General features: G+C 62.9%; 16 protein-coding genes and 1 pseudogene. 5 read left to right on the top strand and 12 right to left on the bottom strand.

Annotated elements, in window-relative coordinates; translation table 11 throughout:
- The first annotated feature begins 36 nt into the window (after positions 1–36).
- The gene (gene grxD, locus KH389_RS20990; protein WP_038999109.1) at positions 37–372 is read left to right on the top strand and encodes a Grx4 family monothiol glutaredoxin; all 336 of its coding nucleotides are present in this window, start codon (positions 37–39) and stop codon (positions 370–372) included.
- Between the two features lie 140 nt (positions 373–512).
- Here grxD and bfr read toward each other — a convergent pair whose 3' ends face one another.
- Together bfr and KH389_RS20980 are read right to left on the bottom strand one after the other, a co-directional pair.
- Positions 513–983, bottom strand: coding sequence for a bacterioferritin (bfr, locus tag KH389_RS20985; protein ID WP_043861977.1), 471 nt, complete (start codon positions 981–983; stop codon positions 513–515).
- A gap of 201 nt (positions 984–1184) precedes the next feature.
- Entirely contained in the window at positions 1185–1403 is a 219-nt protein-coding gene (locus KH389_RS20980; protein WP_043861976.1) for a bacterioferritin-associated ferredoxin, read from the bottom strand.
- A 236-nt stretch (positions 1404–1639) separates the two neighbouring features.
- On the opposite strand from KH389_RS20980, the gene KH389_RS20975 reads away from it, so the two are divergent.
- Positions 1640–2242, top strand: coding sequence for a peroxiredoxin (locus KH389_RS20975; RefSeq protein WP_043861975.1), 603 nt, complete (start codon positions 1640–1642; stop codon positions 2240–2242).
- A gap of 115 nt (positions 2243–2357) precedes the next feature.
- Here the strand turns inward: KH389_RS20975 and rnt are convergent, their stop codons facing one another.
- Positions 2358–2969: a ribonuclease T gene (gene rnt / locus KH389_RS20970; protein WP_173925077.1), complete on the bottom strand. Its 612-nt coding sequence runs from the start codon at positions 2967–2969 to the stop codon at positions 2358–2360.
- 53 nt (positions 2970–3022) lie between these two features.
- A complete protein-coding gene (gene pyrC, locus KH389_RS20965) occupies positions 3023–4069 on the bottom strand; it encodes a dihydroorotase (RefSeq protein ID WP_043861973.1) in 1047 nt (348 codons plus the stop codon).
- Between the two features lie 131 nt (positions 4070–4200).
- Between pyrC and KH389_RS20960 the strand changes: the two genes are divergently transcribed.
- Together KH389_RS20960 and KH389_RS20955 are read left to right on the top strand one after the other, a co-directional pair.
- Entirely contained in the window at positions 4201–5169 is a 969-nt protein-coding gene (locus KH389_RS20960; protein WP_043861972.1) for a flagellar protein MotY, read from the top strand.
- Between the two features lie 134 nt (positions 5170–5303).
- On the top strand, positions 5304–6521 hold the full coding sequence (locus KH389_RS20955; RefSeq protein ID WP_043861971.1) for an argininosuccinate synthase: 1218 nt from the start codon (positions 5304–5306) through the stop codon (positions 6519–6521).
- 51 nt (positions 6522–6572) lie between these two features.
- Here the strand turns inward: KH389_RS20955 and KH389_RS27420 are convergent, their stop codons facing one another.
- Complete coding sequence (locus tag KH389_RS27420; RefSeq protein ID WP_244988654.1) at positions 6573–7100, bottom strand: hypothetical protein; 528 nt, start codon at positions 7098–7100, stop codon at positions 6573–6575.
- Positions 7101–7567: 467 nt separating this feature from the next.
- Between KH389_RS27420 and KH389_RS20945 the strand changes: the two genes are divergently transcribed.
- The gene (locus tag KH389_RS20945) at positions 7568–8194 is read left to right on the top strand and encodes a response regulator transcription factor (RefSeq protein WP_043861969.1); all 627 of its coding nucleotides are present in this window, start codon (positions 7568–7570) and stop codon (positions 8192–8194) included.
- A gap of 75 nt (positions 8195–8269) precedes the next feature.
- Here the strand turns inward: KH389_RS20945 and KH389_RS20940 are convergent, their stop codons facing one another.
- From KH389_RS20940 to KH389_RS20910, 7 genes and pseudogenes are all read right to left on the bottom strand, one after another.
- Complete coding sequence (locus tag KH389_RS20940; protein WP_043861968.1) at positions 8270–8449, bottom strand: PA3496 family putative envelope integrity protein; 180 nt, start codon at positions 8447–8449, stop codon at positions 8270–8272.
- 104 nt (positions 8450–8553) lie between these two features.
- Entirely contained in the window at positions 8554–9192 is a 639-nt protein-coding gene (gene nth, locus KH389_RS20935; protein ID WP_043861967.1) for an endonuclease III, read from the bottom strand.
- Between the two features lie 4 nt (positions 9193–9196).
- A complete protein-coding gene (locus KH389_RS20930) occupies positions 9197–9718 on the bottom strand; it encodes an Rnf-Nqr domain containing protein (protein WP_043861966.1) in 522 nt (173 codons plus the stop codon).
- A complete protein-coding gene (locus KH389_RS20925) occupies positions 9711–10325 on the bottom strand; it encodes an RnfABCDGE type electron transport complex subunit G (protein WP_213606175.1) in 615 nt (204 codons plus the stop codon). The genes KH389_RS20930 and KH389_RS20925 overlap by 8 nt, the downstream gene beginning before the upstream one ends.
- On the bottom strand, positions 10322–11305 hold the full coding sequence (locus KH389_RS20920) for an RnfABCDGE type electron transport complex subunit D (protein WP_054914748.1): 984 nt from the start codon (positions 11303–11305) through the stop codon (positions 10322–10324). The genes KH389_RS20925 and KH389_RS20920 overlap by 4 nt, the downstream gene beginning before the upstream one ends.
- A gap of 16 nt (positions 11306–11321) precedes the next feature.
- Positions 11322–12137, bottom strand: a pseudogene (locus tag KH389_RS20915) (RnfABCDGE type electron transport complex subunit B); the annotation flags it as partial.
- A complete protein-coding gene (locus KH389_RS20910; RefSeq protein ID WP_043861962.1) occupies positions 12134–12709 on the bottom strand; it encodes an Rnf-Nqr domain containing protein in 576 nt (191 codons plus the stop codon). The pseudogene KH389_RS20915 and the gene KH389_RS20910, both read right to left, overlap by 4 nt.
- Positions 12710–12745: the final 36 nt, after the last annotated feature.

Genomic DNA, 12745 nt, shown 5'->3' with positions numbered 1-12745 from the left:
ACAACCAGGTCGGAAAGTTCAGCCGCGAGGTGCTTCATGGATATTATCGAAACAATCAAAGAGCAGATTGCCAACAACACCATTCTGCTTTACATGAAAGGCTCGCCGAATGCCCCGCAGTGCGGCTTTTCGGCCAAGGCGGCGCAAGCCGTGATGGGTTGTGGCGAGAAGTTCGCTTACGTGGATATCCTGCAGAACCCGGAAATCCGCGCCAACCTGCCCAAGTACGCCAACTGGCCGACCTTCCCGCAACTGTGGGTGGGCGGTGAGCTGGTCGGCGGCAGCGATATCATGGCCGAGATGTTTGCCAACGGCGAGCTGCAGACCCTGATCAAGGACGCCGCTGCCAAGGCCGAGGCGGCCAAGGCCTGAATCCGGTTTTGCACTGAAGAGCCCCGCATCTGCGGGGCTTTTTTGTGCCTGCCTGGGCCCGGTGGCCGGCAAGGCCGGTTACCCCAGGCGAAAAAAAGCCCCGCACAGGCGGGGCTTTGGTTACAGCCGGTTGGGCGTGATTACTCGCCCATCTGCGACTGCAGGTAGTTTTCCAGGCTGACCTTGTCGATCAGGCTCAACTGGGTTTCCAGCCAGTCGATATGCTCTTCCTCGGCCTCGAGGATGTCTTCGAGCAGTTCGCGGCTGCCGAAGTCGCCCACGGTCTCGCAATGCGCAATCGCCGCCTTCAGGTCGATCAGGCCTTTCTGCTCCAGGCGCAGGTCGCACTCGAGCATTTCCTTGGTGTGTTCGCCAATCAGCAGCTTGCCCAGGTCCTGGACGTTGGGAATACCTTCGAGAAACAGGATGCGCTTGATCAGTTTGTCAGCGTGTTTCATCTCGTCGATGGATTCTTTGTATTCGTGCTTGCCGAGCTTTTCCAGACCCCAGTCTTCGTACATGCGCGCATGCAGGAAGTATTGGTTGATTGCGACCAGCTCGTTTCCGAGGATCTTGTTGAGATGCTGGATGACGCTAACGTCGCCTTTCATGATGGGGTCCTGCCCTGCGTAAGTGTGTCGATAAGCAGGAGTCTGAGCCCGACAACTTCCAGTGTCAAACCTAAGTTATTGAATAATAAATGAAAATTAATCGGAATAAGAATGTTTGTATTCCGCGTTTTAAGCCTAACTACTTGAATTGCAGGCATAAAAAAACCGGACACGAGGTCCGGTTCTTCAAATTCGCTGTTTTCAGGCTGCGGTAAATTCTACCGGATAAGGCAGGGCGGCCTGGCTGACCTGCAGTTTGGTCAGGGTTTCACGTACCACTTCCTTGGCCAGGCAGGCACATTTGCCGCACTGGGTGCCCACGTTGGTGGCGGCACGGACTTCCTTGTAGCTGCAGCATCCTTCGTAAATCGCATCGCGAATCTGTCCGTCGGTAACACCAACACAAAGACACACATACATAAGGGAGACCATCGCTGGTAAAGGCTTGATGTCGGGGAGCTTAATGCTAATGAGAATGCTTGTCAAAGTACCTTGTGCAGAGGCCCGTTCCAGAGCGACCGGCGGTCAGTCTGGCAGTGGGCTGGCATTCGCTCGGCGCACGGCGTAGGTCGGTGTATGATGGGCAGTTCTTGTGTCATGCCAGCGGACCTGCGGGTCGGCTGCGCAAACCATTCAATACCATCAGGAGATATCGAATGAGCGTGCTCGTAGGCAAAAACGCCCCGGACTTCACCGTACCTGCAGTACTGGGCAACGGCGAGATCGTCGACAGCTTCAACCTGGCTTCGGCTATCAAGGGCAAGTACGGCCTGGTGTTCTTCTACCCACTGGACTTCACCTTCGTCTGCCCGTCCGAGCTGATCGCCCTGGATCACCGCATGGATGACTTCAAGGCGCGCAACGTTGAAGTGATCGCCGTTTCGATCGACTCGCACTTCACCCACAACGCCTGGCGCAACACCCCGATCAACGCCGGCGGTATCGGCCCGGTCAAATACATCATGGCTGCCGACCTCAAGCACGAAATCGCCCAGGCCTACGACGTCGAGTCCGAAGGCGGCGTGGCCTTCCGTGGCGCGTTCCTGATCGACGACAAGGGTGTTGTCCGTTCGCAGATCGTCAACGACCTGCCGCTGGGCCGCAACATGGAAGAGCTGATCCGTCTGGTCGACGCGCTGCAATTCCACGAAGAGCACGGCGAAGTCTGCCCTGCCAACTGGAAAAAAGGCGACAAGGGCATGACCGCTTCGCCAGAAGGCGTTGCTGCCTACCTGAGCGAGAATGCTGGCAAGCTGTAAGCGCCACGCATGAAAAAACCGGCCCTGGTGGCCGGTTTTTTTATGCCTGTTCGCCAGCAAGGCTGGCTCCTGCGTCGCGTGGCGTCTGCAGGCGCCGGCGTTGGCGGCGAAGCGGTCAGTCGCGAAAGTCCTGCCAGCCGCCCATTTCCTTCCAGCGATTGACGATGCCGCAGAACAGCTCGGCTGTCTTCTCGGTGTCGTAGCGCGCCGAGTGTGCCTCACGCCCGTCAAAGTCGATGTCGGCACTCTGGCAGGCCCGCGCCAGCACGGTCTGACCATAGGCCAGGCCAGCCAGGGTGGCGGTGTCGAAGCTGGAGAACGGGTGGAAGGGGTTGCGCTTCATGTCGTGGCGCGCCACGGCCGCGTTGAGGAAGCCCAGGTCGAAACTGCTGTTGTGCCCCACCAGGATCGCGCGCTTGCAGCCATTGGCCTTGAGGGCCTTGCGCACGCCGCGGAAGATGTCGGTCAGCGCCGACTCTTCGCTGACCGCCATGCGCAGCGGGTGATCGAGCTTGATGCCGGTGAAGTCCAGGGCCGCCTGTTCGATATTGGCGCCCTCGAAGGGTTCGACGCGGAAGAAATAGGTGTGCTCCGGGAACAGGAAGCCCTTTTCGTCCATGCCGATGGTGACTGCGGCTATTTCCAGCAGTGCATCGGTGGCGCAGTTGAAACCACCGGTTTCAACATCCACCACCACCGGCAGGTAGCCGCGAAAGCGCTCTGCCATCGGATGGCGCGAACCGCCGCCTTGACCTTCCTGGTCGTCTTCGTAATCGTCGCTCACACAGTCTCCTCCAGCAGGCGCCAGCGCAGTTGCTCACCGGCGCGCAGCGGGATGACAGTCTGCTCGCCGAACGGCAGGCTGCCTGGGGCGGTCCAGCTTTCGCGGACCAGGGTAATGTGGTCGGTGTTCGCCGGCAGGCCGTAGAACGCCGGGCCATGCAGGCTGGCGAAACCTTCCAGCTTGTCCAGCGCGTTGCGCTGTTCGAACGCCTCGGCGTACAGCTCGATGGCGGCGAACGCGGTGTAGCAGCCGGCACAGCCGCAGGCGGCTTCCTTGGCATGCTGGGCGTGGGGCGCCGAATCGGTGCCGAGGAAGAACTTGCTGCTGCCGCTGGTGGCTGCGTCGAGCAGAGCCACCTGGTGGGTGTTGCGCTTGAGGATCGGCAGGCAGTAGAAGTGCGGGCGAATACCGCCCACCAGCATGTGGTTGCGGTTGTACAGCAGGTGCTGGGCGGTGATGGTCGCGCCGACGTTGGCCGGGGCCTCGTTGACGAACTGCACGGCTTCGGCAGTGGTGATGTGCTCGAACACCACTTTGAGCGTGGGGAAGCGCTCGACCACACGGCGCAGATGCTCGTCGATGAACAGCTTCTCGCGATCGAACACGTCGATCTCGGGGCGGGTCACTTCGCCGTGCACCAGAAGCGGCATGCCCACCTCGGCCATGGCTTCGAGCACCGGGAAAATCTTGTCGACGCTGGTCACGCCGGAGTCCGAGTTGGTGGTCGCGCCGGCCGGGTACATCTTGGCGGCATGCACGAATCCGCTGGCCTTGGCCGCGCGAATGTCCTCGGGCTGGGTGCGGTCGGTGAGGTACAGCACCATCAGCGGTTCGAAGCGGCTGCCGGCAGGGCGGGCGGCCAGGATGCGCTGGCGATAGGCGTCGGCTTCGGCAGTGTTGCGTACCGGCGGTACCAGGTTGGGCATGATGATGGCGCGGGCAAAGGTGCGCGCCACGTCGCCGACGGTATGGGGCAATACAGCGCCATCGCGAAGATGGATGTGCCAGTCGTCGGGACGCAGGAGGGTCAGGCGGTCGGACATTGGGGATTCCAGGCGGTTCGAACTCCCGGTGAATGCTACCGGAAAAGCCCGATCTGAGCACTCGCTATCAAGTTTTGCGCAGGGCGTCCGATAGCTTGCAGGTATGCCGTAAGAAATTTGTGGAGCCGCCCGTGCGCCAGCGTTACCTAGCCCTGCTCAGTATGTTTGCCAGCCTGCCGGCCGTGGCACTCACCTTCCAGACTCGCGTGGAGAACGTCGAGTGGAAGGTCGAGGGCGATCAGTTCGAATGCCGGCTGATCCAGCCGATCGCCGATTTCGGCAGCGGCGAGTTCGTGCGCCGCGCGGGCGAGCAGGCCACCTTCCAGCTGCGCTCCACCAGCAATGTGCTGGGCGCCGGCTCCGCGACCCTGCTGGCCGCCGCCGCACCGTGGCAGCCCGGGCGTGGCGACATCAACCTGGGCGCGGTGCGCATGGCGCGCAGCGGCGTGCTGTTCAACAGCTCCCAGGGCCAGGCCAGCCGGCTCATCAATGGCCTGCTGGACGGGCGCAGCACCGTGGTGCGCAACTACACCGGCGAAGCCGGGCGCAGCATGGAAGTGCGCGTGCTGCCGGTGAAGTTCAACCGTGCCTACGGTGACTACCAGGCCTGTGCGGCCAAGCTGCTGCCGATGAACTATGACCAGGTGCGCCAGGCGCGCGTGGGCTTTCCGGGGGGCGGTATCGATCTGGATGCCGATGCACGTGCCCGCCTGGACGTGATCATCGACTTCCTCAAGGCCGACCCCACGGTCAACCACATCGAGCTCGATGGCCACTCCGACAACAGCGGCAACCGCCTGACCAACCGCGACCTCTCGCGTCGCCGCGCCCTGGCGGTGCAGGACTACCTCAAGGCCCATGGCATCCCCGAAGAGCAGATCACCGTGCGCTTTCATGGCGAGCGCTATCCGCTGGCGGCCAATACCAATGCCGCCAATCGGGCACGCAACCGCCGGGTGAACATCCAGCTCGATCGCGTCACCCCGGTCGAGAAGCCCGCAGAGGTTGCCCCGCACAAGCCTGCCGAACCGGCAGCGACCCCGCCTGCGCCGGCACCCACGCAGACGCCGGCCGCCCAGGCAGGCAAACCCGCCGCCTGATTCGACGGTGCGACCGCCGGTCGCGCCGACGACAATTTCTGTCGCTTTGTCGTCACAAGCTGTCGCCCCACTGTAAATTCTGCGGTAAGGCCGGTAGAATCACCGGCTTTCCGTACAACCCGTGGAGTGATGGCATGGCGGACGTAAAAAAGGTCGTACTGGCGTATTCCGGCGGCCTTGATACTTCGGTGATTCTCAAGTGGCTGCAAGATACCTACAACTGTGAAGTGGTGACGTTCACCGCCGATCTGGGGCAGGGCGAGGAGGTCGAACCGGCCCGCGCCAAGGCTCAGGCCATGGGTGTCAAAGAGATCTACATCGATGACCTGCGAGAAGAATTCGTCCGCGATTTCGTGTTCCCGATGTTCCGCGCCAACACCGTCTACGAAGGCGAGTACCTGCTGGGTACTTCCATCGCACGTCCGCTGATCGCCAAGCGTCTGATCGAGATCGCCAACGAAACCGGCGCCGACGCCATTTCCCATGGCGCCACCGGCAAGGGCAACGACCAGGTGCGTTTCGAGCTGGGTGCCTACGCGCTCAAGCCAGGCGTCAAGGTCATCGCCCCATGGCGCGAGTGGGACCTGCTCTCGCGCGAGAAGCTGATGGACTACGCCGAGAAGCACGGTATCCCGATCGAGCGTCACGGCAAGAAGAAGTCGCCGTACTCGATGGACGCCAACCTGCTGCACATCTCCTACGAGGGCGGCGTGCTGGAGGATACCTGGACCGAGCACGAAGAAGACATGTGGCGCTGGACCAAGTCGCCAGAAAACGCCCCTGACGTTCCGACCTACCTGGAACTGACCTACCGCAACGGCGACGTCGTGGCGCTGGACGGCGTCGAGATGACTCCGGCCACCGTCCTGGCCACCCTGAACCGCATCGGCGGCGAGAACGGCATCGGTCGCCTGGACATCGTCGAGAACCGCTATGTGGGCATGAAGTCCCGTGGCTGCTACGAAACCCCGGGCGGCACCATCATGCTGCGCGCGCACCGTGCGATCGAGTCCATCACCCTGGACCGCGAAGTGGCTCACCTCAAGGATGAGCTGATGGCCAAGTACGCCAGCCTGATCTACACCGGCTACTGGTGGAGCCCTGAGCGTCTGATGCTGCAACAGATGATCGATGCTTCGCAGTTGAACGTGAACGGTGTGGTTCGCCTGAAGCTGTACAAGGGCAACGTGATCGTCACCGGTCGCAAGTCTGACGATTCGCTGTTCGATGCCAACATCGCCACCTTCGAAGAAGACGGCGGCGCCTACAACCAGGCCGACGCGGCGGGCTTCATCAAGCTCAACGCACTGCGCCTGCGCATTGCCGCGAACAAGGGCCGCTCACTGGTGTGAGGGGCGCTTGAACGAAAGGAACCCGGCCTGAGGCCGGGTTTTTTTATGCCTTCATTGCGGTGGCTCGGCGCCCAGGGCATGGGTGGTCAGTGTGGTCTGCGTGCCGGTTTCAAGGTTGTGGATGACCAGCGTGCCCAGCCTGGGCTGTTGCGTGATGGCCTGAGTGACAAGGTATTCGATCAGCGATGTGCTGTGTGCACCGGAAATGACGATGGTCGAGATAGCGGGTGCCATGGCGTCGCAACCCAGGGATGGGGCTTGTGTGGTCAATTGTGCAAAGGCAGAACGGGCAGGCGGCAGGTGACTTTCACGTTGTTCTGAAGTTGGCCAGTCTTTGGGTTCATCCGGAACTTCAGGCGTGTCCTCGTTGTACTCCGGGCAATACAGCGTCTTGCTGTTGAAGTTGAGCGTCAGGAAAAACAGGATTGTCAGAAAGGGTGGAAAGCCCACCAGAAACCACGTGTAGATACCCTGGCTGTCTTCGCCAAGAAAGGGCAGTGAGGCCAACGCAGAGGCTTCGATGATACCCGCGAAAATAGCAATGATCGTCAGTGGGCTTTTCGGTTCGACGTTGCTCATGTACGTGCCTGCTGCTCGGCGTGAGCGCTGTTTCGTGGGCGCAAGGGTCAGGGTTCGCATTGTTTTTGGAACCACTATGCGGCCTGGGTACTTCGGTGTTCAGGGGGTTATGGATCGTCCTCAGGAAATACTTCGGTGCAACTTCGACGCGATAAAACGCCGTGACAGGATTGATACCCGGGTTAGTCAAATATCACGGATATTTCCTGCGTGCGGGCGAGCGTTGTCATATGGAACGTGGCGAGAGTGCGGTGTTAGTGTTTGTTCGCACTGCATGCACGCCTCGAACGACGCAATGATTGTTTCTGCTTAACGCCTGCTATCAGGAAGTTTTGTAGGAATAATCTTCTATTTAGGTAGGTCTGGTCTTGTCGTGCAACTGTCAAGGAAGCTGCAATGCACTATGCCGGTTGACTAGGCTATTGTGCGGGCTCAAAAAATCGAACAGCGAAAATTGGATTTTGCCCATGAATAAAGTGCTGATCGTGGATGATCATCCGGTCATTCGCCTGGCTGTACGCATGCTGATGGAGCGGCATGGCTATGAAGTTGTCGCAGAGACCGACAACGGAGTGGACGCGCTGCAGCTGGTCAAGAAACACCTGCCCGATATCGTGATACTGGATATCGGCATGCCCAAGCTCGATGGGCTGGAGGTCATCGCAAGGTTGACCTCCAATGACGTGAACATAAAGGTACTGGTGCTGACCTCACAGGCACCTGGGCATTTTTCGATGCGGTGCATGCAGGCGGGCGCCGCGGGTTATGTCTGCAAGCAGCAGGACCTTACCGAGCTGCTCAGCGCCATCAAGGCGGTCCTCTCCGGTTACAGCTACTTCCCCAACCAGGCCCTGCACTCGGTGCGTTCGAACCTTGGCGGTTCCAGCGAAGCGGATATGGTCGAACGTCTGTCGGGGCGGGAGATGATGGTGCTGCAGCAACTGGCACGCGGCAAGACCAACAAGGAGATTGCCGACGGCATGTTTCTGAGCAACAAGACGGTGAGTACCTACAAGACGCGCCTGTTGCTCAAGCTCAATGCGCGCTCCCTGGTGGACCTTATCGAACTGGCCCAGCGTAACGGCCTGGTGTGAACCAGACCTTGCCAGGGCGACTGCCTGGCCCCTGCATGCGCTAGAGACGGCCCGCCCGCGACCTGAAGTGGGCCGTCAAAGATCGAAGTCGTAATCGGCCAACTGCTTTTGCAGGCGGCGTTCTTCCAGCATGTTGTCGATGGTGCGACGCTTGCTGAGGTTGGTCTTCGCCGTTTCGGGCGGGCTTTCCGTTTCCTGTTCGTCTGCCGTGTCCGGCTCGACGTCGATATCCAGCTCTTCGTTATCGGTGCTCATAAGTCACTCCATGCCAAGAGGGCTATTGGCGCACCTTATAGCGATATTTTCAGAGCCGGTAAAAAAGATTTTTTCAATCGTGCGCAACCGATTCAACTATTTGTTCAATCGTCGGAGGTTTTTTGCGGGTACTCGCAAAGGTCCTCGATACGGCAGCTTCCACAGCGTGGCTTGCGCGCCTGGCATACATAGCGCCCATGCAGTATCAGCCAGTGGTGCGCATCCAGCAGATAGTCCTTGGGCACAAACTTCATCAATGCCTTTTCCACCTCCAGCACCGTCTTGCCGGGGGCGATACGGGTGCGGTTGCTGACCCGGAAGATATGCGTGTCCACCGCCATGGTCGGCTGGCGAAATGCGGTGTTGAGCACCACGTTGGCCGTCTTTCTGCCCACCCCGGGCAATGCTTCGAGGGCTTCGCGGGTTTGCGGCACTTCGCCGCCGTGGCGCTCGATCAGCAGGCGACAGGTTTCGATGACGTTCTTGGCCTTGCTGTTGTACAGGCCGATGGTCTTGATGTAGCTGGACAACCCTTCAACGCCCAGGTCGTAGATGGCCTGGGGCGTGTTGGCCACCGGGTACAGGCGTGCAGTGGCCTTGTTGACCCCCACGTCGGTGGATTGCGCCGAGAGGATGACCGCGATCAGCAGTTCGAAGGGGGTGGTGTAGGCCAGCTCGGTCTTCGGGTCCGGGTTGTCTTCGTGCAGCCTGCGAAAGATTTCCAGGCGTTTGGCAGCATTCATGGGCTCAGAGGCTTCCTTGACGGCTAGAGGGGGCCGGCTTGCGCCGCACCCGGTTGAAAATGGCCAGTAGCAGGCCCAGCAGGATCAGTGCGCCCGGGGTCAGTTGGGCCAGGCGCAGCCCGGCAGAGCCCAGCAGTTCGCGGCACAGGCCCAGCAGCAGGTGCACTGTACACAAGCCGATGACCAGCAGCAGGCCTTGCGCGACGCCGCGATGGCGCTCGAAGCACTGTTCCAGCAGCACGCATTGCAGTGCGATCAGCGCCGGGTAGATGCCCAGTTGCGCGTGAACCTCCAGGGCCCAGGCGCGCAGGCTCAGCTCCAGGCAGGTCACCAGCATCGCCGCCAGCAGCACGCTGACCAGCGTGGTCTGCAGCCCTTGCAGCAGCGGGCGCAAGGGCGTCATGCACAACCGGTGCAGGCACAGGCTCAACAGGCTGAACAACGCCAGCGCTGCGGCCTGGGCCAGGGTCTGGCTGGCGCCCAGCATCGGGGCCAGGCTGAGGATGAGCAGGCTGCGGCTATTCATGTTCACCGGTACCCAGCAGATAGAGGGAGTGTTCGTCGAAGTAGCGCAGGGCATCGTGCACCGCCCGGATCACAGCGCGGGAGGTCACGCTGGCGCCGGCCAGCTGGTCGAACTGGCCGGCATCGCGCTTGAGGGCCCAGGCCGGATCGGGGGTGTCCGCCAGCGTGCGGCCCTCGAACCCGCGTAGCCAGGTGTTGCCCGGTTCACTCAACTTGCCGCCAAGCCCTGGCGTTTCCTGGTGCTGCAGCACCCGGGTGGCCAGCAGGCGGCCGTGGCTGTCGATGGCGATCAGCAGGTCCAGTGGCCCCGCATAGCCCTGTACCCGGCTGTGCAGCACCACGGCGCTGGGCTGGCCGAGCAGGGTCGCGCGGTAGCCGGCCAGCAGGGTGCTATGGGCCAGGGTCGGTGCGGGCAGTGCGAGGGGGCGTTGCAGCGGCTGGTTGTCGTAGCGCTCTGCCGGCAGCACGCTCAGCAGGCTCCTGGCCTTGAGCTGCTGTTCAGCCTGGCTGATACGCGCGGCGTTCAACTGCGCCCAGCCAATGGCGCAGCCGATGGCCAGGCACGCCACGGCCGCCACCAGCAGCACTGCACGCGCCCGGGGGGTCATGCCGGCTGCCCTTGGCGCCGCGCGGCCCAGCGTTCGAGCGCCGGCACGCACAGGTTCATCAGCAGCACGGCGAACGCGCTGCCGTCGGGGTAGCTACCCCAGGTACGGATCAGATAGACCAGCACGCCCACCCCGGCGCCGAACAGCAGGCGTGCGCTGGCCGCCCTGGGGCCGCTGACCGGTTCGGTGACGATGAAGAACGCGACGAACAGGCTGGAGCCGGCCAGCAGGTGAAACAGCGGCGAGCCATTGGAGTCGGAGCCCGAGCCGTTCCAGCCCAGCAGGCTCATGATGAACAGGCTGCCCAGCATGGCCACCGGGGCATGCCAGCTGAACACCTTGCGCTGCAGCAACAACAGGCCACCGGCCAGGAAGGCCAGGGCGACCCACTCGCTGCCCGCGCCGGCGAACCGGCCGAAGGCCGGGTGCTGGCCGAACAGTTCTTCGATGGTCAGGCTCTGGTTGTGGCGCACCACATCCAGCACCGTCGCCTGGGCCCAGGCGTCGGGTCGGACGGCCAAGCCGAACACCGCTTCGAGGCTGGTGCCCAGGTCCAGCGGTTGCGGTCCGGGCCACTGGGTCATCTGGGCCGGAAAGCTGACCAGGGCCACGGCATAGCCGAGCATGGCCGGGTTGAACGGATTCTTGCCAAGCCCGCCGTACACATGCTTGCCCAGGGCCAGGGCGCTTGCGCTGGCAATCACCGGCACCCACCAGGCGAGGTAGGCGGGCAGGGCGATGGCCAGCAGTGTGGCGCTGACCAGGGCGCTGCCATCGCCCAGTGCAGCACGTACCGGGCGGCGCTGGGCGCGCAGCAACACCGCTTCGGTCGCCAGCGCCGCGGTGGTGGTCAGCAGCAGGTTGAGCAGGGTGCCCCAACCGTGCAGCCAGGTCAGTGCCAGCAAGCCGGGCAGGCACGCCAGCAGCACCAGGCGCAGGCTGGCGCGCAGGCGTTCGCCCGGGTCAGGCGCGGGCAGCATCGCTTACCGCCAGCAGTGATTCCAGGTGAGCCTGGGCCTGTTGCTGCGCTTGCTGCAGCTCAGCCAGTTGCGCTTGCTGCGCCGGGCTTGGCGAGTCGCCAAAGGCTGTGCGCGCCTTGGTCAGCTGGGCGCGACTCATGGCCGCGGCAATCTTGGCCTTTTTCAGCGCCGCATCGGCGGCTGCAGCCTTTTGCGCCTGCACCCGCGCAATCGCGGCCTTGATCGGGTCGTCGGCCGGCACCGCAGCCGCCGCGTTCGGGGCGGGCCGCTGGCTGCGCGCGATGCGTTCGGCCTGCTTGCGCGCCTCTTCGCGTTGCAGGCGCTGGGCACGCTGCTCGAAGCGGTGGCGTGCATGGCTGCGCCGGGCGGCGCGGGCGAGCTGCTGTGGCCGGGTGTGAGCAAGGCCGCCGACGATCGGCACGATGGGGCTGTCGGCAGGCAGTGGCAGCAGGTCGATGCAGTCGACCGGGCAAGGCGCCACGCACAGGTCGCAGCCGGTGCATTCGGCGCTGATGACCGTGTGCATCAGCTTGGCGGCGCCGACGATGGCGTCCACCGGGCAGGCCTGGATGCATTTGGTGCAACCGATGCATTCGGCCTCGCGAATGAAGGCGACCTGGGCGGGCGCACTGCCGCGGTCGGTATCCAGGGCAATCACCGGCACCTGCAGCAGTGCGGCCAGTGCGGCAATGGTCTCGCTGCCGCCGGGTGGGCACTTGTTGATGGCCTCGCCCGCCGCCAGCCCCTGGGCGTAAGGCTGGCAGCCGGCATGACCGCACTTGCCGCATTGGGTCTGGGGCAGCAGGGCGTCGATGCGTTGAATCAGGCTCATGAGGTGAACAGTCCGTTGAAACCGAGAAAGGCCAGGGCCATGATCCCTGCGCCGATCAGCTCGATGGGCAGGCCGCGCAAGGCCACGGGGGCCGCGTCGCTGCGTTGGCGCAGGTCGTCGAACAGGCACAGCGCCAGCCAGAAGCCCAGGCCGCCGCCCAGGCTCAGGGCCAGGGTGGCGAACGGATCGAGCGTGGCATCGCTGGCTTGCAGGGCAAGGCCCAGGACGGCGGCATTGCCCAGCAGCAAGGGTTTGAGGCCGGTGAACGGCCAGTGTGGCAGTTGGCGTTGCAACCGGTTCAGCACCGGCGCTGCCAGCAGAACGCACAGCGGCAGGAACACGAACAGGCGCAGGTACTCCAGTTGCAGCGGGCGCAACCCGTAGCGGTAAAGCAACTGCCCCGGTACGACCGCCAGCACCATCAGCACCAGCGTCGCCAACCCCAGTGCGTGCACCCGGCGACGTGACGCCGGCTCGACGGGCTGCAGCAGCGGGTCGAGCGCGAGGGCCTGGTGCAACACGAGGTTGTTGACCAGCGCAGCGCTGATAAGGGTAAGGAGCAGTTCGGTCATGGGCGCGCCACAGGCAAGAGGCTGTGCGCCATTATC

The organism is Pseudomonas qingdaonensis, from assembly GCF_018398475.1.
Lineage (GTDB): Bacteria > Pseudomonadota > Gammaproteobacteria > Pseudomonadales > Pseudomonadaceae > Aquipseudomonas > Aquipseudomonas palmensis.
This window is presented reverse-complemented; position numbering and strand designations above follow the sequence as displayed.